Genomic DNA, 21315 nt, shown 5'->3' on the forward strand with positions numbered 1-21315 from the left:
TTGAGTATTCTAACTGGAATACGGCTTTGAAACAAGCTACACAAAGGATTTGAGGCATTTGTTTCAAGTCTTTTTCTTTTGTCTAAAACGGAGGTATAGTTTCAAACTATATCAAAGCCTAATTTTTTACAATTATACAGATGATTCCTTTTCTGTTAAGATAGTTTCAACAACAAATTTTGGAGGACACATCATGTCAACTACAATCATCGGTTTCCCTCGTTTGGGCGAATTCCGCGAATTAAAATTTACAACTGAAAAATACTTTAGAAAAGAAATCTCAGAAGAAGAACTCCTTGCAGCCGCAAAAGACTTGCGTGCTAAACACTGGAACATTGTCAAAGAAAAAGGTATCACTGAAATCCCATCAAATGACTTTTCTCACTATGACAACTTCCTAGATGCAGCCTTCCTCTTCAACGTGGTACCTGCTTCAGTTCAAAACTTGGACTTGTCTGACCTTGAGCGCTACTTCGCTTTGGGTCGTGGTTACCAAGGAGAAAAAGGGGACGTTCGCGCCCTTCCAATGAAGAAATGGTTCAACACCAACTACCACTACATCGTTCCTAAGTTTGAAAAAGAAACTCAAGTCAAACTTGCAGGTCACAAGATTTTTGATGAGTTTCAAGAAGCCAAAGAACTTGGATTGAACACTCGTCCAGTTCTTGTAGGTCCATTCACTTTCCTTCAATTGTCAGACTTTGAAGAAGGCGTGAAAGCAGAAGACTTCGTAGACAGCTTTGTAGCTGCTTACCAAGAAGTTTTTGCTAAATTGGCTGAACTTGGTGCAACTCGCATCCAATTGGATGAAGCGGCTCTTGTAAAAGATTTGACAGCTGAAGAAAAAGCTCTCTTCTTGAACCTATACAACAAACTCTTGGCTGACAAAAAAGGTCTTGAAGTCTTGCTTCAAACTTACTTCGGAGACGTTCGTGACGTTTACGCTGACCTTGTAAACTTGCCAGTAGATGCTATCGGTCTTGATTTCGTTGAAGGTAAGAAAACTCTTGAATTGGTTAAAGGTGGCTTCCCAGCTGACAAGACTCTTTATGCAGGTATTGTCAATGGTAAAAACATCTGGCGTAACAACTACGAAAAGAGCTTGGCTGTTCTTGAACAAATTCCAGCTGAAAACATCGTCTTGACTAGCTCATGCTCACTTCTTCATGTGCCATTTACAACTGCTAATGAAGAATTTGAACCAGCAATCTTGAACCACTTTGCCTTTGCAGTTGAAAAACTGGATGAGATTCGTGATTTGGATGCTATCCGCAATGGTCAAGGTGAAGAAGCACTTGCAGCTAACAAAGAACTCTTTGCCACTGAGCGTGTGGGAGAAAATGCTGAACTTCGTGCGCGTATCGCTGGATTGACAGACGCAGACTACACTCGTTTGCCAGCCTTTGCAGAACGCGAAGCTATACAAGAAGAAGCTTTCAAACTTCCAGCTCTTCCAACAACAACTATCGGTTCATTCCCTCAAACCAAGGAAGTTCGTGCTAAACGTTTGGCTTACCGTAAAGGTGAATTGTCTCAAGAAGAGTACGACGCTTTCCTTGCTGAAACGATCGATGAATGGATTAAATGGCAAGAAGATATCGACTTTGATGTCCTTGTTCACGGTGAGTTCGAGCGTAATGACATGGTTGAGTACTTCGGTCAAAACTTGTCAGGTTACCTCTTCTCTAAAAATGGTTGGGTACAATCATACGGTATGCGTGGAGTTAAACCACCAATCATCTGGGGTGATGTAACTCGTCTTAACCCTATCACTGTTAAATGGTCTAGCTATGCACAAAGCCGTACAAATAAACCTGTTAAAGGTATGTTAACTGGACCTGTTACCATCCTCAACTGGTCATTCCCACGTGAAGACATCTCTATCAAGGATTCTACTCTTCAAATCGCCCTTGCTATCAAGGATGAAGTGCTTGACCTTGAAGCTGCTGGTGTGAAAATCATCCAAATCGATGAGGCTGCTCTTCGTGAAAAATTGCCGCTCCGTCGTAGCGACTGGTACGAAGACTACCTTGACTGGGCAATTCCTGCCTTCCGCTTGGTACACTCAACAGTAGCGCCAGACACACAAATCCACACTCACATGTGTTACTCAGAATTTACAGATATCATCCCAGCTATCGACAACATGGATGCGGACGTTATCTCATTTGAGGCTAGCCGTTCAAACCTTGAAATCTTAGACGAACTCAAAGCGAAAAACTTCCAAACAGAAGTGGGACCTGGGGTTTACGATATCCACTCACCTCGTGTGCCAAATGAAGGCGAAATCGACCACACAATCGAAGCCATCCTTGCTAAAGTGCCAAGCAAGAAAGTTTGGATCAACCCTGACTGTGGTTTGAAAACACGTGGTATTCCAGAAACAAAAGAAAGCTTGATTCGCCTTGTTGAAGCAGCTAAAGCTGCGCGTGAGAAATTGTAAGATAGGATTTCCCAAGAAGCGCTGTTTGGCAATCTGCCTGTTTCACTTGGGTTCTAAGAGTCCAGCTAAGGAAAAAAATCAACTAGAAAAGGATAAGGACTATGTCACGCCAAACACCGTCACTCTCATTTGAAGTGTTTCCTCCAAACCCAGCAGTAGGCAACGATAAGATTATTGCAGCTCTTCAAAATATGCAGGAGTTGGCCCCTCACTTTATCAGTGTAACTGCCAGCAATAATAAATTTAATATCAAGGAAACAACTGTTCGTTTGGCTGACTTTATCCAAAATGACTTGGCGATTCCGACTATTGCTCACTTGCCAGCCATCTATTTGACCAAGGACAAGGTGGCTGAAACCATTGCTGACTTGGATAAGGTTGGGGTGCAGAAAATTTTGGCTCTTCGTGGGGATATTATTCCAGATGTGGAGCCACAAAAGGATTTCCGATATGCAACGGACTTGATCAAGTTCATCAAGGAACAAGCCCCTCACTTTGATATTGTCGGAGCTTGCTACCCAGAAGGGCATCCAGATTCACCAAATCAGATTTCAGATATCCAAAATCTCAAGAAGAAAGTAGATGCAGGCTGTTCGAGTCTTGTAACTCAGCTTTTCTTTGACAATGAGCGCTTCTATGATTTCCAAGACAAGTGCATCTTGGCTGGGATTGATGTTCCTATTCATGCAGGGATTATGCCAATTCTAAATCGAAATCAAGCTCTCCGCCTCTTGAAGACTTGTGAGAATATCCATCTTCCACGCAAATTTAAAGCCATCTTAGACAAGTATGAGCATGACCCTGAGTCGCTCAGAGCAGCAGGACTTGCCTATGCGGTGGACCAAATCGTGGACTTGGTAACTCAGGATGTTGCCGGTGTGCATCTCTACACTATGAACAATGCTGAAACAGCGAAATACATTCACCAAGCAACCCATGCCTTGTTTAATCATCAGTCTCTAGGATAATAAAAAGCAAACCATTCTTCTCAGGTGAGGGGAATGGTTCCTTTTTAATGGTAAAGACCGCACTTTTTAAGAAAAATATGATAAAATAGACTCTGTACGTACTTGATACAAAGATGAGGGTATTAAAAAAATAATGCATTTAAACTGAAAGGCTTAGCATTAAATCTTTCTAACGACTAACGGTAGGAAAGAGCGACACGAGCGAGTCAAATTGATATTATTTGACGGGAGAGTTAGTAAAGCATTTAGCTAATCGCCTGATAGCGATTAGCGTGAAAGATTTAGATACTTTAGTATCAAACCTTTCTAATGATTTGTATCTTGAGTAATTGAACACGGGCTAAATCCCTAGTGAAAAAGATAGATTTTCTGGTGTACATGTACACTTCGTCAATCGAATGCTATCTTGTGTAATTGAACCCGGCCGAAAAGCTGTGTAAAAAAGATAAACTGTCTTGTCTTCATCGAAGACTTCGTCAGTTTCCTATTTTTACTTTGCTTTTGACGTCCTTGGTATCTTGATCTTTGTAGGCAAGGCGTATAATTTCATCAATCCAAAGGGGATTAAAATGACAAAACAAGTGTTTCAAACGACTTTTGCTGGTCGTGAGTTAATTGTAGAGACTGGTCAGGTTGCTAAGCAAGCAAATGGCTCTGTTGTCGTTCGTTACGGTGAGTCAACAGTCTTGACTGCTGCCGTTATGTCTAAGAAAATGGCAACTGGGGATTTCTTCCCACTCCAAGTCAACTACGAAGAAAAAATGTATGCGGCTGGGAAGTTTCCTGGTGGTTTTATGAAACGTGAAGGACGTCCTTCAACGGATGCAACTTTGACTGCGCGTTTGATTGACCGTCCAATCCGTCCAATGTTTGCGGAAGGTTTCCGTAATGAAGTACAGGTGATTAACACCGTGCTTTCTTATGATGAAAATGCTTCTGCACCAATGGCAGCTATGTTTGGTTCATCCTTGGCACTTTCTATCTCGGATATTCCATTTGATGGACCAATCGCTGGGGTACAAGTTGGCTATGTAGATGGTCAAATCATCATCAACCCAAGCCAAGAACAAGCAGAGCAATCGCTGCTTGAATTGACAGTAGCTGGTACCAAGCACGCCATTAACATGGTAGAATCTGGTGCTAAAGAATTATCAGAAGAAATCATGTTGGAAGCTCTCCTTAAAGGGCATGAAGCAGTCAAAGAATTGATTGCCTTCCAAGAAGAAATCGTTGCAGCTGTTGGTAAAGAAAAAGCAGAAGTGGAATTGCTTCATGTGGACGTTGACTTGCAAGCTGAAATTATCGCAGCCTACAACAGCGACCTACAAAAAGCGGTTCAAGTAGAAGAAAAATTGGCCCGTGAAGCTGCAACTCAAGCAGTGAAAGACCAAGTGACTACTGTTTACGAAGAAAAATATGCAGATCACGAAGAATTTGACCGTATCATGCGTGATGTGGCTGAAATCTTGGAACAAATGGAACACGCTGAAGTGCGCCGCTTGATTACAGAAGACAAGGTTCGTCCTGATGGTCGTAAGGTCGATGAAATCCGTCCTTTGGATGCGGTTGTTGATTTCCTTCCTCGTGTGCACGGTTCAGGTCTCTTTACTCGTGGGCAAACTCAGGCTCTTTCAGTCTTGACCTTGGCTCCGATGGGAGAAACTCAAATCATTGATGGTTTGGATCCAGAGTACAAGAAACGCTTTATGCACCACTATAACTTCCCACAATACTCTGTAGGGGAAACTGGTCGTTACGGTGCGCCAGGTCGTCGTGAAATCGGTCACGGTGCTCTTGGTGAGCGTGCTCTTGCTCAAGTTTTGCCAAGTTTGGAAGAATTCCCATATGCTATCCGATTGGTGGCAGAAGTCTTGGAATCAAATGGTTCTTCTTCTCAAGCTTCTATCTGTGCGGGAACTCTTGCCCTTATGGCTGGTGGGGTGCCAATCAAGGCGCCAGTAGCAGGGATTGCCATGGGTCTCATCTCAGATGGAAACAACTATACAGTCTTGACAGATATCCAAGGTTTGGAAGACCACTTTGGAGATATGGACTTTAAGGTTGCAGGTACTCGTGACGGGATTACAGCCCTTCAAATGGATATCAAGATCCAAGGAATTACTGCAGAAATCTTGACAGAAGCACTTGCTCAAGCCAAGAAAGCGCGTTTTGAAATCCTTGATGTGATTGAAGCAACCATTCCAGAAGTTCGTCCAGAATTGGCTCCAACTGCTCCGAAAATTGATACCATCAAGATTGATGTGGACAAGATCAAGATTGTCATCGGTAAAGGTGGAGAAACCATCGACAAGATTATCGCTGAAACAGGCGTTAAGATCGATATCGATGAAGAAGGAAATGTATCTATCTACTCTAGTGACCAAGATGCTATTAACCGTGCTAAAGAAATTATTGCTGGTTTGGTTCGTGAAGCTAAGGTGGACGAAGTTTACCGTGCTAAAGTTGTTCGTATCGAGAAATTTGGTGCCTTTGTTAACCTCTTTGACAAGACAGATGCCCTTGTTCATATCTCTGAGATGGCTTGGACGCGTACCAATAATGTCGAAGACTTGGTAGCAATCGGGGATGAAGTTGATGTTAAGGTTATCAAGATTGATGAAAAAGGACGTGTGGATGCTTCTATGAAAGCTCTTCTTCCTCGACCTCCAAAACCTGAACGTGATGAAAAAGGCGAAAAGTCTGAGAGACCTCACCGCCCACGTCATCACAAGGACCACAAACCTAAGAAAGAATTTACAGAAACACCAAAAGATTCAGAATAAGAAAAGGAGAAATGTATGGGATGGTGGCGCGAAACCATTGATATCGTAAAAGAGAATGATCCAGCGGCCCGCACCACTTTGGAGGTTTTGCTGACTTATCCAGGTGTCAAGGCCTTGGCGGCCCACCGTCTTTCGCATTTTCTCTGGAAGCATGGCTTCAAACTCCTGGCTCGTATGCACAGTCAGTTTTGGCGTTTTTGGACTCAGATTGAGATTCATCCAGGCGCCCAGATTGATTCAGGTGTCTTTATCGACCACGGTTCGGGTCTGGTGATTGGAGAGACAGCTATCGTTGAGACGGGAGTTCTCCTCTATCATGGGGTGACTCTTGGGGGAACAGGGAAAGACTGTGGCAAACGCCATCCTACCGTTCGCAAAGGAGCGCTTATATCTGCTCATGCCCAAGTCATTGGACCCGTTGAAATCGGTGAAAATGCCAAAGTCGGTGCAGCAGCAGTTGTCGTGGCAGACGTACCTAGTGATGTGACGGTTGTCGGTATTCCTGCTAAGATTGTCCGTGTACATGGTAAAAAGGATGAGCCGGTCATCCACGAAGTCGAAGAAAAACGAGAGTACTACGTCAATAAACTCGAGCATGCTAAAGATGCCAGTCACAGATCGTCTGGGTTGTAGAGGATACCTATATGATTCAAGCAAGAAACAAGTTAAGCCAAGAGGAGTTATCTGAGGCGAAAAAACTAATTAACTATTGCCAAAACTATGACGGTACCTATCGTGATCCCTATCTCTCTAACATGCTTAATTTTGACCTAAACATGCCCGCCTTTTTCCTTTATTATGAAAAAGGCGAACTTGTTGGTTTATTAACTGTCTATGCAGATGACCAAGATGTGGAAGTGACGATACTGGTTCATCCAAATCATCGCCGTCAGGGAATTGCACGTGCATTGTTTACTAGTTTTGAGAAAGAAACGGCTTCTTTCCCTATTCGTTCAGTTACTTTTCAGACAGAACGTATTTTTCTAGAACGTCATCCTGATTTTGTCAGCAACTGGGGACTGGTCGAGGATGAAGAGACAGAAACTTGGTTAGGTAAGGATAGAAGATCTTATCCGTTAGCAAAGGTTTCTAATCTTGAAGTTTTGTTAGCAGATAGTTCGTATCAGGATCAAATTAGTCAGTTAAAATTTCAGGCATTCTCAGAGGAACATGAATCTAGAGAAGTTGTGGATAGATATGTCGCTGAAGCTCTGAAAGATTCAGAAAGTCTCCTATATATTTTGTTAAAAAACGGTGAGGTCATTGGAACTTGCACGGTTGATTTATCGAGCGATACGAATTATTTCTACGGTTTAGCAGTATCGGAACCTGAACGTGGAAAAGGCTATGGAAGCTACTTAGCAAAATCCCTTGTCAACCAACTAATTGAGCAAAATGATAAGGAATTTCAGATTGCAGTAGAAGATAGCAATGTAGGTGCCAAACGCTTGTATGAAAAAATTGGCTTTGCCAAACAGACTCAGGTGGTTTATCTGAATGAGAAAGGAGCAAGGGATTCCGAAGTGTAGAGACATTCGGACTGAAATTCAATTGAACTCTTAGTGATGAAACTAATTGTTCTTGGATTTTGGATTTCCTGACTATGATTTATGATTAAAATCTATGACACTATGTCTCGTGATTTGCGAGAATTTGTCCCGATTGAGGACGGCAAGGTCAAGATGTATGTTTGTGGGCCAACCGTGTATAACTATATCCACGTGGGGAATGCCCGTTCAACGGTGGCTTTTGATACGATTCGACGTTATTTTGAGTACCGTGGTTTTGAGGTTACCTATATTTCCAATTTCACAGATGTGGATGATAAGATTATCAACCGTGCCAAGGAAGAAGGGATCACGCCTCAGGAGGTTGCGGACAAGTACATCGTTGCCTTTCGTGAGGATGTGACGGCCTTGGGCGTCAAACCTGCGACTCGCCATCCGCGTGTGGTGGAGTTTATGGCTGACATCATCCGCTTTGTGGAAGACTTGATTGGAAAAGGCTTTGCCTACGAGAGTCAAGGAGATGTCTATTTCCGTGTGGAAAAATCTCATAACTATGCCCAGTTGGCCAATAAAACCTTGGAAGATTTGGAGCTAGGTGCTTCAGGTCGTACTGATGAAGAAACAGCTCGCAAGGAAAATCCTGTGGACTTTGCCCTTTGGAAAGCTGCTAAATCAGGTGAGATTTCTTGGGATAGCCCTTGGGGACCTGGTCGTCCGGGCTGGCATATTGAGTGTTCGGTCATGTCAACAGAGATTTTGGGCGATACCATTGATATCCACGGTGGTGGAGCTGACCTTGAGTTTCCTCACCATACCAACGAAATTGCCCAGTCGGAAGCCAAGACAGGTAAGACATTTGCCAACTACTGGATGCATAATGGCTTTGTCAACATTGATAATGTCAAGATGTCCAAGTCCTTGGGCAACTTTATTACCGTACATGATGCCCTTAAAACCCTCGATGGGCAAGTGCTTCGTTTCTTCTTTGCGACTCAACACTACCGCAAGCCAATCAACTTTACGGAAAAAGCGGTGCGGGATGCAGAGACTAATCTCAAGTATCTGAAAAACACCTATGAGCAACCATTTACTGGAACTGTAGATGTTCAAGAGTTACAGGACTTTAAAGATAAGTTTGTAGCGACTATGGATGAAGATTTTAACGCTGCAAATGGAATCACAGTTGTCTTTGAAATGGCCAAATGGATCAATTCCGGCAACTATGATGCAAGTGTTAAGAAAGCTCTTGCAGATATGTTGGAAGTCTTTGGAATCGTCTTTGTTGAGGAAGTTTTGGATGCAGAGATTGAAGACTTGATCCAAAAACGCCAAGAAGCGCGTGCCAATCGTGACTTTACGACAGCGGACCATATCCGTGACCAATTGGCTGCTCAAGGGATTAAGCTCCTTGACACCAAGGATGGAGTGAGGTGGACACGTGATTGATGTCAATCTCATTAACGGGATTGCGCTAGCCTTTGAAGGAGATGCGGTGTATTCTATGTATATTCGTCGTCACCTCATCCTCAAAGGCATGACCAAACCCAATAAACTCCACCAAGAAGCGACCAAGTATGTGTCGGCTAAAGCTCAGGCTCGCCTGATTTCTCTTATGTTGGAGGAGCATGTCCTGACGGAAAAAGAAGAAGAAATCTACAAACGTGGTCGCAATACCAATAGCCACACCAAGGCCAAAAATGCTGATGTGGTGACTTACCGTATGTCCACAGGTTTTGAAGCAGTGATGGGATATCTCCATATGACTGAAAATATGGAGCGCCTCGAAACCTTAATTTCTTGGTGCATCCAAAAAGTGGAGGGCTAGGACATGATGGCAAAAGAACTACAAGACTGGTTTCCTGAAGCTCAGATTTCAGACCAACCAGTAAAGAGAGAGGGCTATCTCACTCTCCCTTTAGCTTCTCAGCAGTGGATTTTGCTGGAGGAAGCTAGTCTTAGCGAACGTGAAAAACAACTGGTAGCTCTCTTAACCAAACAGGAGCAAACTATTTCGCTCAATCCTTGGTATCCTTATCTGATTGAGGGGAAGGGACAGGCGCCGAAAACTTTTAAAAAGATTCAGTTGGTTTATTGTCATCTTTCCTATTTTCAGCAGGAAAATCTAGCTTCTTGGCTGGATATGATGCGGACTCTTTTTCCCAACTGTCAGACGGTGATTCAGGTCGGAGCTCAGGATTATGTTTTCGTGCTTCAGCAAGACAAATACACATCTGTACGAGCTATTTTAAGTGATACGATTGAAGCGGTTGAGTATGACTTTGGACTTCGTCTCTCTATCATGTTAGGCCAGGTTTGGTCTCAGACGGGAAATCAGGCCCTATCAGACTTAATCAAATCTGAGCGCGATTTGTTCAAGACTTGGTGGCGTCAGGGTCACCAAGGTGTTCATACTTTTTCTCAGCTCTATCTTTGGAGTATGGGAGAAAGACTCGTGGACTTGAAGGCAATCAAGGAATGTCTACACCAGATGATTTTGGATCAAGACCAGATTCAGGAAATCATTCTCTCTCTTTGGGAAAATAGTGCTGTTTTAACAAAAACAGCCCAGCAACTCTATCTGCACCGCAATTCTCTCCAATACAAGATTGATAAGTGGGAAGAATTGACAGGGCTTCAATTGAAGGAATTGACTGATCTGACCCTGTGTTATCAGTTGATTTTACCAGATATTCTCTAAAGTTTTGTGCAAGTTGCACAGAACTTTTTTGTTTTTTTGGTCATCTTGCCATAGAAATGTAAAGCGTTTTCATCTATAATAAAACTATCAAAAGACAAAAGGAGTTCACCTCATGGTAGAATTGAATCTTAAAAACATTTACAAAAAATATCCAAACAGCGAACACTACTCAGTTGAAGACTTCAACTTGGACATTAAAGACAAAGAGTTTATTGTTTTCGTAGGTCCTTCAGGATGTGGTAAATCAACTACTCTTCGTATGATCGCAGGTCTTGAAGATATTACAGAAGGAACTGCATCTATCGATGGCGTGGTTGTCAACGACGTAGCTCCAAAAGACCGTGACATCGCCATGGTATTCCAAAACTACGCTCTTTATCCACACATGACTGTTTATGACAACATGGCTTTCGGTTTGAAATTGCGTAAATACAGCAAAGAAGACATCGACAAACGTGTGCAAGAAGCAGCTGAAATCCTTGGATTGAAAGAATTCTTGGAACGTAAACCTGCTGACCTTTCAGGTGGTCAACGTCAACGTGTTGCCATGGGGCGTGCGATTGTCCGTGATGCAAAAGTATTCTTGATGGACGAACCTTTGTCAAACTTGGATGCAAAACTTCGTGTATCAATGCGTGCTGAAATCGCTAAAATCCACCGTCGTATCGGAGCTACAACTATCTACGTAACTCACGACCAAACAGAAGCGATGACACTTGCAGACCGTATCGTTATCATGTCAGCAACTAAGAACCCTGCTGGTACAGGTACTATCGGACGTGTTGAACAAATCGGTACTCCTCAAGAAGTTTACAAAAACCCAGTTAACAAATTCGTAGCAGGATTCATCGGAAGCCCAGCAATGAACTTCATCAACGTGAAATTGGTTGGTAGCGAAATTGTTTCAGACGGTTTCCGCTTGAAAGTGCCAGAAGGAGCATTGAAAGTTCTTCGTGAAAAAGGTTACGAAGGTAAAGAATTGATCTTCGGTATCCGTCCAGAAGACGTGAATGCAGAACCTGCTTTCCTTGAAACATTCCCAGAATCAGTTGTCAAAGCTACTATCTCTGTATCAGAATTGCTTGGTTCAGAATCTCACCTATACTGCCAAGTTGGTAAAGACGAATTTGTTGCCAAAGTTGACGCTCGTGACTACTTGCAAACAGGTGCAACAGTGGAACTTGGATTTGACTTGAACAAAGCACACTTCTTCGATGTAGAAACTGAAAGAACAGTTTACTAAGCAAATGGAATGTCAAAACACTGCTAGAAATCTGGCAGTGTTTTTTGAGATTGCGTAGAAAAAACTCCTGGGAAATTCCAGGAGAGTATGAGTGGTTATTTGAACTTGAATCCTTCGTAAATAAGCTCTGCTTTTGGATTTTGTTTCTTAATCTGTTTGGCAAGTGACTTCATCATAGAAAGAGGACCACACATATAGACGCTTGCATGTTCGGGCACTTCTTCTTGCTCAAAATTAAGATAGCCGTCTTTCCTACTATCTACTAGATGGAGTTCAAAATTATGATTTTTCTGAGCATAGTCATGGAGCAAATCTAGATAAACTGCATTTTCCTCTCCACGGAAGCTATAGTAGAAGTGAACCTGTTTATCTAAAATAGGATGTTCACGGATGTAAGAGATGAAGGGGGTAATCCCAATGCCTCCAGCAATCCAAACCTGATTTTTTCGTCCTTCTTCTATGATCATGTGTCCGTAAGCTCTGTCTACGCTTACTTTGCTACCGACTTGAAGATTGTCATAGATATTCTTGGTATGGTCACCTGAATTTTTAACAGTAAAGTAGAGAGTTTGACCATGACCTCCTGAGATAGAAAAGGGATGCGGAGCACTTTCAAAGCCTTCTTGGAAAATCTTTAGGAAGGCAAATTGTCCTGATTGATAGTTGAAAGATCTGCTAAGCTGGATTTGAATTTCTATAGTATCGTGATTTAAGCGTTTGAGATTGGTAATTTTCCCTAGATAGGGGAAGCCAATCTTTTGATATAGAAAAATGATATAAAAACCAGCTAGTAAGCCTAAAAGGGCATAGCTACCAACAAGAAAACTTAGAAGATTAAATGTGAGAAGACGATTGCCCATCATCATGTAGACGTGAAAGAGTCCAAAAATATAAGCTAGATAAACCAGGCGGTGAATCCATCGCCAAGCTTCGTATTGGATGTATTTGCCTAAATAGGCGACAAGGATGATACTGGCAAAGATATAGATGGCAAGGTTGCCAAACTGAGCAGCTAATCGAGAGCCCCACAAACCGCCCATACTAAAGTTATGAAAGATGAGTAGGATGATAGAGAGAAAGGCTGTGAATTTGTGGACAGTATAGACCTTCTCCAAACCGTGAAACCAGCTTTCTAGTAGTGGGAGACGAGTGGCTAAGACAAAAGTTAGAGATAAGCTTGTTAAAGCTAGTCCTGGAATCATGAATTGGGGAGAAGTGTTCATCCAAGTCAAAATAGTCAAGACAAAACTAGCTATGATAAAGAGTATTCCTTTGAGTGATTTCATAGAAAATTCCATTTCATTAAGATTTGATTTGTTGTAAACGAATTTGTTACATTTTATCATAGAAAAAGTATGGTGTCAAATTGAGGTCTATAAATATCTACTCTCATCAAAAAACTCTCCAATTGAACTGGAGAGTGGCTGTTTATACTCAATGAAAATCAAAGAGCAAACTAGGAAGCTAGCCGCAGGCTGTACTGGAGTACGGCAAGGTGAAGCTGACGTGGTTTGAATTTGATTTTCGAAGAGTATTATTCTGCAGCTTGTTGCCAGCGTTTTGCTAGCATATGAGACAGGCTAGAAATGGCTAGGTTAAAGCTGAAGTAGATGAGGGCAATCAGGATGTAAAGACTGAAGACCTGCTCTGGTTCGAAATAACGGCCCATGAGAATTTGGCTTGCTCCAAAGAGTTCTTGTAGGGCGATAACAGAGTAGAGAAGACTGGTATCCTTAATTACGGTTACAAACTGAGAAATGATGGCTGGCAACATTTTGCGAATGGCTTGCGGGAGAATGATGTGGTAGAGGATTTGGGCTGAGGTAAATCCTTGCGACATTCCTGCTTCGTACTGTCCCTTGTCCACGGCATTGAGACCGCCTCGGATAATCTCAGCCAAGGCTGCTGAGGTAAAGAGGGTAAATGCAGTGATTCCTGCTGGTGTGGATTTCATCTTGAAAACCAAAAAGATGGTGAAAATCCAGAGGAGGTTGGGAACGTTACGCACAAACTCGATGTAAATGCTGGAAATGACGCGCAAGATAGGATTTTTCCCATTTCTCATGACTGCTAGAACTGTACCGATAAGTGTAGCGAGGACGATGGCAATCAGAGAAATGTAGAGGGTCAAGCCAAATCCTTTAAAGATAAATACTAGGTTATCTGGGGTCAAAACTTCTAAAATGGATTCCATAGTAACCTCCTAAAGTGAATAGGCTTTTTTGTTGGCTTGCTCCATCTTGCGACCAAACTGGGCAACAGGAAAGCAAAGAGAAAAGTAGAGAAGGGCAGCACCTAAAAATGCTGGAATGTAGTTTCCGTTAAGTGCCGACCAAGACTTGGTCACAAACATCAAGTCCACTCCAGAGATAATAGCGACTGTAGAAGTGTTTTTGATGAGGTTAACAATTTGGTTGGTCAAAGGAGGGAGAATGATACGAAAGGCCTGAGGCAAGATAATCAAACGCATAGCACTGATATAGGTAAAACCTTGCGACAAGGCGGCCTCCATCTGACCGCTAGGAATAGACTGAATACCTGAACGAATCACTTCAGCGATATAGGCGCCGTGATAGAGTCCCACGCAGAGTACAGCTGTCCAATAAATCGGAATCATGATGGTGTGGTCACTGATAAGAGGTAGGCCATAAAAAACGATAACAAACTGCACCAAGAGGGGAGTGTTTTGGTAAAACTCCACAAAGATGCGAGCTAAAATGCGCAAAATTGGACGTTTGCTGGTTGACATGGCTCCAAAGAAGATGCCCAAAACCATGGCGAGGATAAAGGATCCAATCGCTAGGGCAAGGGTGAAGAGGAAACCATTGAAAAATTGTCCAAAATCCTGAAAATAGGCTGTCCAAGATGATAAATCTGTCATGGGGTGTCCTCCTTAATCTGCAGTATGGCTGGATGGTTTCAGCTTGTAACGGTCATAAAGTTTTTGCAAACTGCCATCCTTGCTCCATTTAGTAACCAAGTTATCGAGATAGTCGTTGAGCTCGGTATTTGATTTCTTGGTAACGATACCGTAGTCAGATGGCTTGAAACTATCATCTAGTAGTACTGTGCGTTTGCTGATGTAGCCAGACAGAATCGAGCGGTCAACGGAAAAGGCATCAATACGTTGAGCGTGTAAGGAAGTAATCAATTCTGGGTAGGAACCAAGTTCGACGAATTTAAAGGTCAGACCTTTCTTTTTACCCAGTTCAGTAATCAGGCGTTGGGTAATGGAACCTTGAGCAACCCCGATAGTTTTTCCGTTTAAGTCCTCAATGCTTTTGATTTTGGCAGACTTATTGACCAAAAAGCCAGAAGCGTCCGTGTAGTAAGGGCTGGTAAAGTTGTAGAGTTTTTTGCGTTCGTCTGTGATGGTAAAGGTCGCGATATCCATATCGACCTGTTCGTTGTCTAGAAGGGGGCCACGGGTTTGTGCTGTAACCGGCACATAGCGAATCTTGACCTTGAGTTCATCAGCTACCATCTTGGCCAAGTCCGTTTCGATACCAGAATAGGTCCCTGTCTTGGGATCCTTGTAGCCAAAATTGGGAACGTCTTGTTTGACACCGACAACCAGTTCGCCTCTTTTTTGAATATCTGCGACACTGGTATCAGCCTGCACTGGTTTTGTAGCAGCAAGGCCAAAAAGGCTAATCAATAATGCGGATAAAAAGAATTTCTTTTTCATAGGCGCCTCCTTATTTGACTTTGTCACTTTCGTGGTTGATGATCTTGCTGAGGAATTGTTGGGCACGAGGTTCGCTTGGATTGTCGAAAAAGTCATCGACATCTGTCGTATCCACCAAAACTTCTCCGTCAGCCATAAAGATGATGCGGTCGGCAACTTCACGGGCAAAGCCCATTTCATGAGTAACGACAATCATATTCATACCATCGTGGGCCAATTTTTGCATAACTGCCAGAACATCACCGATGGTTTCAGGGTCAAGGGCAGATGTTGGTTCATCAAAGAGGAGAAGCTCAGGATGCATGGCGAGTCCACGTGCGATGGCAATCCGTTGTTTTTGTCCACCAGATAGCATGGCTGGATAGGAATCTTTTTTGTCCCACATATTTACAAATTCCAGATATTTTTGGGCTGTTTTTTCAGCTTCTTTTTTATCAATTCCTAGAACTTTTATAGGTGCAAGTGTTACGTTTTCTAACACTGTTTTATGCGGATAGAGGTTAAAATGTTGGAAAACCATGCCAACTTCCTTGCGAAGAGGTACCAAATCTTTCTGGCTGGCACCAGCAACTTGGTGCCCATTTACTAGAAGGCTTCCCTTGTCAACAGCCTCCAAACCATTGATGGTGCGGATAAGAGTGGATTTTCCAGAACCAGAAGGGCCTAGGAGGACAACAACTTGCCCTTTTTCAAAACGGAGATTGATGTCGCGGAGTGCGTGGTAGTCTCCGTAATATTTTTCGACGTGTTCAAATTCTACTAAAGCCATAAGGAATCTCCTTTGTGTTAGATTTTATAACATGATTCTACACCAAAAAATTTGTCTTGTCAAATCATATCTGAAAAAATTCACTAAAATTTTATAAAAAAGCAATCTGGATAGAGAAAAAGCCTAAATCATGTTATAATGAAACGATAGAATTCTTAGAAAGAGTGGATGTCTTTTTGATAACACCTACTTATGAATGGCAGTTTGCCCCGCAAGTAGAAGATGCGGATTTTACAAAGATAGCCAAGAAGGCTGGATTGGGTCCTGAGGTGGCTCGGTTACTATTTGAGAGAGGGATTCAGGACCAAGAGAGTCTGAAGAAGTTTTTAGAACCTTCCTTGGAGGACTTGCATGACCCTTATCTACTCCATGATATGGATAAGGCAGTGGGACGGATTCGTCAGGCTATTGAAGAAGGGGAAAATATCCTCATTTATGGAGATTACGATGCGGATGGCATGACTTCAGCTTCGATTGTGAAGGAAAGTTTGGAACAGCTTGGCGCTGAGTGCCGGGTTTATCTGCCCAATCGTTTTACTGATGGCTATGGTCCAAATGCTAGTGTTTATAAATACTTTATCGAGCAAGAAGGGATTTCCTTGATTGTGACGGTGGACAATGGAGTTGCGGGTCACGAAGCCATTGAACTGGCTCAGTCTATGGGAGTAGATGTCATTGTGACAGACCACCATTCCATACCTGAAACCTTACCAGATGCCTATGCTATTGTCCATCCTGAACATCCGGATGCGAACTATCCTTTCAAATATTTGGCTGGTTGCGGAGTGGCTTTCAAGCTGGCTTGTGCCCTGTTAGAAGAAGTACAAGTGGAATTGCTTGATTTGGTCGCTATTGGTACCATTGCTGATATGGTTAGTTTGACAGATGAGAATCGTATTTTGGTTCAATATGGTCTAGAAATGCTGGGGCATACTCAGCGCATTGGTTTACAAGAAATGCTGGATATGGCTGGGATTGCCGCTAATGAAGTAACAGAAGAAACGGTTGGTTTCCAGATTGCTCCTCGTTTGAATGCCTTGGGCCGTTTGGATGATCCCAATCCTGCCATTGATTTGCTGACTGGGTTTGATGATGAAGAAGCGCATGAGATTACTCTCATGATTCATCAGAAAAACGAAGAGCGCAAGGAAATCGTTCAGTCTATCTATGAAGAAGCTAAGACCATGGTGGACCCTGAGAAGAAGGTCCAAGTTTTGGCTAAGGAGGGCTGGAATCCTGGGGTTCTAGGAATCGTGGCTGGTCGTTTGTTGGAAGAACTAGGGCAGACAGTCATCGTTCTCAATATAGAGGACGGTCGTGCCAAGGGTAGTGCTCGTAGCGTGGAAGCGGTCGATATTTTTGAGGCTCTGGATCCTCATAGAGACCTCTTCATAGCCTTTGGTGGTCATGCTGGTGCGGCAGGAATGACGCTGGAAGTTGAGAAACTCTCAGATTTATCTCAGGTTTTGGAAGATTATGTCCGTGAAAAAGGAGCAGATGCTGCTGGCAAGAACAAGTTAAATCTAGATGAAGAGCTAGATTTGGAGACACTTAGCTTGGAAACGGTCAAAAGTTTTGAACGTTTGGCACCTTTTGGCATGGACAATCAGAAACCTATCTTTTATATCAAGGATTTTCAGGTCGAAAGTGCCCGTACTATGGGGGCAGGTAATGCCCATCTCAAGCTGAAAATTTCTAAAGGCGAGGCGAGTTTTGAGGTAGTGGCCTTTGGCCAAGGGAAAAGGGCGACTGAATTCTCACAGACCAAGCAATTGGAATTGGCAGTGACTCTCTCTGTCAACCAATGGAATGGCCAAACTGCCCTGCAGCTGATGATGGTGGATGCGCGTGTGGAGGGTGTTCAACTTTTTAATATCCGTGGGAAGAATGCAGTCTTGCCAGAAGGAGTTCCAGTCTTGGATTTTGCTGGAGAACTGCCAAATCTGGCGGATAGTGAAGCTGTTATCGTAAAAACCGTTCCTGAGGATATTACTCAGCTGAAGACCATTTTTCAGGAACAGAATTTCTCTGCGGTCTATTTCAAAAATGATATTGACAAGGCCTACTATCTAACAGGTTATGGGACTAGAGAGCAGTTTGCCAAATTGTACAAGACCATCTACCAGTTTCCAGAGTTTGATATTCGCTACAAGCTGAAAGACTTGGCTGCTTATCTCAATATTCAACAAATCTTGCTGGTCAAAATGATTCAAATATTTGAAGAATTAGGTTTTGTGGTAATCAAAGATGGGGTTATGACAGTCAATAAAGAAGCGCCAAAGAGAGAGATAGGAGAAAGTCAGATTTACCAAAATCTCAAACAAACCGTCAAAGACCAAGAAATGATGGCGCTGGGTACCGTGCAAGAAATTTATGACTTTTTAATGGAAAAAGAGTAGATGATAGGAAAGAGTTGGGAAACCAGCTCTTTTTTGAAAACAAATCTTCATTTTGAAAATCATCAAAAAAATGGTATAATGGTAGGAAAAGATTCGGCTAAAAGTAATAGTGCTTTTAGAATAAAAGGGTAAGTAACCCTATAATCAAGATAAACTAAGATTTTGGAGGAAAAATGAGTAATATTAGTTTAACAACACTTGGTGGTGTACGTGAAAATGGGAAAAATATGTACATTGCTGAAATTGGAGAGTCCATTTTTGTTTTGAATGTAGGGTTAAAATATCCCGAAAATGAACAATTAGGGGTTGATGTGGTGATTCCAAAGATGGATTACCTTTTTGAGAATAGCAACCGTATTGCTGGGGTTTTCTTGACCCACGGGCATGCGGATGCCATTGGTGCTCTGCCTTATCTCTTGGCAGAGGCTAAAGTTCCTGTATTTGGGTCTGAGTTGACCATTGAGTTGGCCAAACTCTTTGTCAAAGGAAATGATGCCGTTAAGGAATTTAATGATTTCCATGTCATTGATGAGAATACGGAGATTGATTTTGGTGGGACAGTGGTTTCCTTCTTCCCTACGACTTACTCCGTTCCAGAGAGCCTGGGAATTGTCTTGAAGACAGCTGAAGGTAGCATCGTTTATACAGGTGACTTCAAATTTGACCAGACAGCTAGTGAATCCTATGCGACAGACTTCGCTCGTTTGGCAGAAATCGGTCGTGACGGCGTCCTGGCTCTCCTCAGTGATTCGGCCAATGCGGACAGCAATATTCAGGTGGCTAGTGAAAGTGAAGTTAGGGATGAAATTACCCAAACCATTGCTGACTGGGAAGGTCGTATCATCGTTGCAGCTGTTTCCAGTAACCTTTCTCGTATCCAGCAGATTTTTGACGCTGCGGATAAAACAGGTCGACGTATCGTCTTGACAGGATTTGATATTGAAAATATCGTCCGCACAGCGATTCGTCTCAAGAAGTTGTCTTTAGCCAACGAAATTCTCTTGATTAAGCCGAAAGATATGTCTCGCTTTGAAGACCATGAGTTGATTATTCTTGAGACAGGTCGTATGGGTGAACCTATCAATGGACTTCGTAAGATGTCGATTGGTCGCCATCGTTATGTAGAAATCAAGGATGGGGACCTGGTCTATATTGCTACGGCTCCGTCTATTGCTAAAGAAGCCTTCGTTGCGCGTGTGGAAAATATGATTTATCAGGCAGGAGGGGTTGTCAAATTGATTACCCAAAGTTTACATGTATCAGGGCACGGAAATGCGCGTGATTTGCAGTTGATGATCAATCTCTTGCAACCCAAGTATCTCTTCCCAATTCAAGGGGAATACCGCGAGTTGGATGCTCATGCTAAGGCTGCTATGGCAGTTGGAATGTTGCCAGAACGCATTTTCATCCCTAAAAAGGGAACCAGCATGGCTTATGAGAATGGGGACTTTGTCCCAGCTGGCGCGGTTTCGGCAGGGGATGTCTTGATTGATGGGAATGCCATTGGTGATGTTGGAAATGTGGTTCTTCGTGACCGTAAGGTCTTGTCAGAGGATGGTATTTTTATCGTAGCGATCACAGTTAACCGTCGTGAGAAGAAAATTGTAGCCAAGGCTCGTGTTCATACGCGCGGATTTGTTTATCTCAAGAAGAGTCGCGATATTCTCCGTGAAAGTTCAGAATTGATTAACCAAACGGTAGAAGACTATCTGCAAGGAGATGACTTTGACTGGGCAGATCTTAAAGGGAAGGTTCGTGATAATCTGACCAAGTACCTATTTGATCAAACCAAGCGTCGTCCAGCTATTTTACCAGTAGTCATGGAAGCAAAATAATCTTTGAAATAAATAGAGAGAAAGTCGAATTTCGGCTTTTTCTTATCGGAAAATAGAAGGAGAAAATCATGGCAGTAATGAAAATTGAGTATTACTCACAAGTTTTGGATATGGAGTGGGGAGTGAATGTTCTTTACCCCGATGCCAATCGAGTGGAAGAACCAGATTGTAAAGATATTCCCGTCTTGTACCTCTTGCACGGGATGTCTGGTAATCATAATAGTTGGCTCAAGCGGACCAACGTAGAACGCTTACTCCGAGGAACCAATCTCATCGTTGTTATGCCCAATACCAGCAACGGTTGGTATACCGATACCCAGTATGGTTTTGACTATTACACAGCTCTAGCAGAGGAATTGCCACAGGTTCTGAAACGCTTCTTCCCTAATATGACTAGCAAGCGTGAAAAGACCTTTATCGCTGGCCTCTCTATGGGAGGCTATGGCTGTTTCAAATTGGCTCTTGCTACAAATCGTTTTTCTCATGCAGCTAGCTTTTCAGGTGCGCTTAGTTTTCAAGATTTTTCTCCTGAAAGCCAAGATTTGGGAACACCAGCTTACTGGAGAGGTGTTTTTGGGGAGATTAAAGATTGGACAACTAGTCCTTATTCTCTAGAAAGTCTGGCTAAAAAATCGGATAAAAAGACCAAACTTTGGGCTTGGTGTGGCGAGCAGGATTTCTTGTACGAAGCCAATAATCTCGCAGTGAAAAATCTCAATAAACTGGGATTTGATGTGACCTATAGCCATAGTGCTGGAACTCACGAGTGGTATTATTGGGAAAAACAATTGGAACGGTTCTTAGCAACCCTACCAATCGATTTCAAATTAGAAGAGAGATTAAGCTAGTTTAGTTTGTATTACTCTTTCAATAACCATGTCTTCTATGGAATAGAAACTAAAATATGTTTTTACTAGACTTTCTAAACAAAAATAGTAGAATAGTAGTTAAATTCTATTATTGTTGGAAAGAGAGTAAGAG

The 21315-nt window shown here is 42.6% G+C and carries 17 protein-coding genes; 12 read left to right on the plus strand and 5 right to left on the minus strand.

All coding sequences use genetic code 11. The annotated features are described in order from the left end of the window. Positions 1 to 193: 193 nt before the first annotated feature. The 9 genes from metE to RN80_RS04180 all read left to right on the plus strand — a co-directional run bounded on the left by metE (position 194) and on the right by RN80_RS04180 (position 11643). The gene (metE, locus tag RN80_RS04140) at positions 194 to 2443 is read left to right on the plus strand and encodes a 5-methyltetrahydropteroyltriglutamate--homocysteine S-methyltransferase (RefSeq protein ID WP_060627706.1); all 2250 of its coding nucleotides are present in this window, start codon (positions 194 to 196) and stop codon (positions 2441 to 2443) included. A gap of 101 nt (positions 2444 to 2544) precedes the next feature. Next, positions 2545 to 3411: a methylenetetrahydrofolate reductase [NAD(P)H] gene (metF, locus tag RN80_RS04145; protein ID WP_060627708.1), complete on the plus strand. Its 867-nt coding sequence runs from the start codon at positions 2545 to 2547 to the stop codon at positions 3409 to 3411. Between the two features lie 569 nt (positions 3412 to 3980). Further along, on the plus strand, positions 3981 to 6194 hold the full coding sequence (pnp, locus tag RN80_RS04150; protein ID WP_060627710.1) for a polyribonucleotide nucleotidyltransferase: 2214 nt from the start codon (positions 3981 to 3983) through the stop codon (positions 6192 to 6194). A gap of 15 nt (positions 6195 to 6209) precedes the next feature. Next, positions 6210 to 6827, plus strand: coding sequence for a serine O-acetyltransferase (gene cysE, locus RN80_RS04155; protein ID WP_060627711.1), 618 nt, complete (start codon positions 6210 to 6212; stop codon positions 6825 to 6827). Between the two features lie 11 nt (positions 6828 to 6838). Next, the gene (locus RN80_RS04160; protein ID WP_060627712.1) at positions 6839 to 7723 is read left to right on the plus strand and encodes a GNAT family N-acetyltransferase; all 885 of its coding nucleotides are present in this window, start codon (positions 6839 to 6841) and stop codon (positions 7721 to 7723) included. A gap of 81 nt (positions 7724 to 7804) precedes the next feature. Next, positions 7805 to 9148 (plus strand): cysteine--tRNA ligase, encoded by a 1344-nt coding sequence (gene cysS / locus RN80_RS04165; RefSeq protein WP_060627714.1) that lies wholly within the window; start codon positions 7805 to 7807, stop codon positions 9146 to 9148. After that, positions 9141 to 9527 (plus strand): Mini-ribonuclease 3, encoded by a 387-nt coding sequence (locus RN80_RS04170; protein WP_000567916.1) that lies wholly within the window; start codon positions 9141 to 9143, stop codon positions 9525 to 9527. The genes cysS and RN80_RS04170 overlap by 8 nt, the downstream gene beginning before the upstream one ends. 3 nt (positions 9528 to 9530) lie before the next feature. Then, positions 9531 to 10400, plus strand: a complete 870-nt coding sequence (locus RN80_RS04175; protein ID WP_060627715.1) for a helix-turn-helix domain-containing protein — start codon at positions 9531 to 9533, stop codon at positions 10398 to 10400. Positions 10401 to 10512: 112 nt separating this feature from the next. Next, positions 10513 to 11643, plus strand: coding sequence for an ABC transporter ATP-binding protein (locus RN80_RS04180; protein ID WP_000229953.1), 1131 nt, complete (start codon positions 10513 to 10515; stop codon positions 11641 to 11643). A gap of 95 nt (positions 11644 to 11738) precedes the next feature. Here the strand turns inward: RN80_RS04180 and RN80_RS04185 are convergent, their stop codons facing one another. The 5 genes from RN80_RS04185 to RN80_RS04205 form a co-directional block, all read right to left on the minus strand. Beyond that, complete coding sequence (locus tag RN80_RS04185; protein ID WP_060627716.1) at positions 11739 to 12929, minus strand: ferredoxin reductase family protein; 1191 nt, start codon at positions 12927 to 12929, stop codon at positions 11739 to 11741. A 248-nt stretch (positions 12930 to 13177) separates the two neighbouring features. After that, a complete protein-coding gene (locus tag RN80_RS04190) occupies positions 13178 to 13837 on the minus strand; it encodes an amino acid ABC transporter permease (RefSeq protein WP_060627717.1) in 660 nt (219 codons plus the stop codon). Positions 13838 to 13846: 9 nt separating this feature from the next. Next, the gene (locus tag RN80_RS04195) at positions 13847 to 14524 is read right to left on the minus strand and encodes an amino acid ABC transporter permease (protein WP_000131145.1); all 678 of its coding nucleotides are present in this window, start codon (positions 14522 to 14524) and stop codon (positions 13847 to 13849) included. Between the two features lie 12 nt (positions 14525 to 14536). After that, positions 14537 to 15331, minus strand: a complete 795-nt coding sequence (locus RN80_RS04200) for a transporter substrate-binding domain-containing protein (RefSeq protein ID WP_080998496.1) — start codon at positions 15329 to 15331, stop codon at positions 14537 to 14539. 10 nt (positions 15332 to 15341) lie between these two features. Next, positions 15342 to 16100 carry an amino acid ABC transporter ATP-binding protein gene (locus RN80_RS04205; RefSeq protein WP_001229569.1) on the minus strand — a complete coding sequence of 253 codons (759 nt, stop codon included), beginning with the start codon at positions 16098 to 16100 and terminating at the stop codon, positions 15342 to 15344. 176 nt (positions 16101 to 16276) lie between these two features. Here RN80_RS04205 and recJ point away from each other — a divergent pair, with 176 nt between their 5' ends. From recJ to RN80_RS04220, 3 genes are all read left to right on the plus strand, one after another. Continuing rightward, positions 16277 to 18499 (plus strand): single-stranded-DNA-specific exonuclease RecJ, encoded by a 2223-nt coding sequence (recJ, locus tag RN80_RS04210; RefSeq protein ID WP_060628754.1) that lies wholly within the window; start codon positions 16277 to 16279, stop codon positions 18497 to 18499. Positions 18500 to 18672: 173 nt separating this feature from the next. Beyond that, positions 18673 to 20334, plus strand: a complete 1662-nt coding sequence (locus RN80_RS04215; RefSeq protein ID WP_060627718.1) for a ribonuclease J — start codon at positions 18673 to 18675, stop codon at positions 20332 to 20334. Positions 20335 to 20402: 68 nt separating this feature from the next. After that, positions 20403 to 21182 (plus strand): alpha/beta hydrolase, encoded by a 780-nt coding sequence (locus tag RN80_RS04220; protein WP_000290006.1) that lies wholly within the window; start codon positions 20403 to 20405, stop codon positions 21180 to 21182. The last annotated feature ends 133 nt before the right edge of the window (positions 21183 to 21315 follow it).

It is taken from the genome of Streptococcus mitis (genome assembly GCF_001281025.1).
Lineage (GTDB): Bacteria > Bacillota > Bacilli > Lactobacillales > Streptococcaceae > Streptococcus > Streptococcus mitis_AK.

Excerpts from the sequence above, each read along its gene's own strand:
- metE (WP_060627706.1), top strand. The coding sequence starts at position 194 with ATGTCAACTACAATCATCGGTTTCCCTCGTTTGGGCGAATTCCGCGAA.
- metF (WP_060627708.1), top strand. The coding sequence starts at position 2,545 with ATGTCACGCCAAACACCGTCACTCTCATTTGAAGTGTTTCCTCCAAAC.
- pnp (WP_060627710.1), top strand. The coding sequence starts at position 3,981 with ATGACAAAACAAGTGTTTCAAACGACTTTTGCTGGTCGTGAGTTAATT.
- cysE (WP_060627711.1), top strand. The coding sequence starts at position 6,210 with ATGGGATGGTGGCGCGAAACCATTGATATCGTAAAAGAGAATGATCCA.
- RN80_RS04160 (WP_060627712.1), top strand. The coding sequence starts at position 6,839 with ATGATTCAAGCAAGAAACAAGTTAAGCCAAGAGGAGTTATCTGAGGCG.
- cysS (WP_060627714.1), top strand. The coding sequence starts at position 7,805 with ATGATTAAAATCTATGACACTATGTCTCGTGATTTGCGAGAATTTGTC.
- RN80_RS04175 (WP_060627715.1), top strand. The coding sequence starts at position 9,531 with ATGATGGCAAAAGAACTACAAGACTGGTTTCCTGAAGCTCAGATTTCA.
- RN80_RS04180 (WP_000229953.1), top strand. The coding sequence starts at position 10,513 with ATGGTAGAATTGAATCTTAAAAACATTTACAAAAAATATCCAAACAGC.
- RN80_RS04185 (WP_060627716.1), bottom strand. The coding sequence starts at position 12,929 with ATGAAATCACTCAAAGGAATACTCTTTATCATAGCTAGTTTTGTCTTG.
- RN80_RS04190 (WP_060627717.1), bottom strand. The coding sequence starts at position 13,837 with ATGGAATCCATTTTAGAAGTTTTGACCCCAGATAACCTAGTATTTATC.
- RN80_RS04195 (WP_000131145.1), bottom strand. The coding sequence starts at position 14,524 with ATGACAGATTTATCATCTTGGACAGCCTATTTTCAGGATTTTGGACAA.
- RN80_RS04200 (WP_080998496.1), bottom strand. The coding sequence starts at position 15,331 with ATGAAAAAGAAATTCTTTTTATCCGCATTATTGATTAGCCTTTTTGGC.
- RN80_RS04205 (WP_001229569.1), bottom strand. The coding sequence starts at position 16,100 with ATGGCTTTAGTAGAATTTGAACACGTCGAAAAATATTACGGAGACTAC.
- RN80_RS04215 (WP_060627718.1), top strand. The coding sequence starts at position 18,673 with ATGAGTAATATTAGTTTAACAACACTTGGTGGTGTACGTGAAAATGGG.
- RN80_RS04220 (WP_000290006.1), top strand. The coding sequence starts at position 20,403 with ATGGCAGTAATGAAAATTGAGTATTACTCACAAGTTTTGGATATGGAG.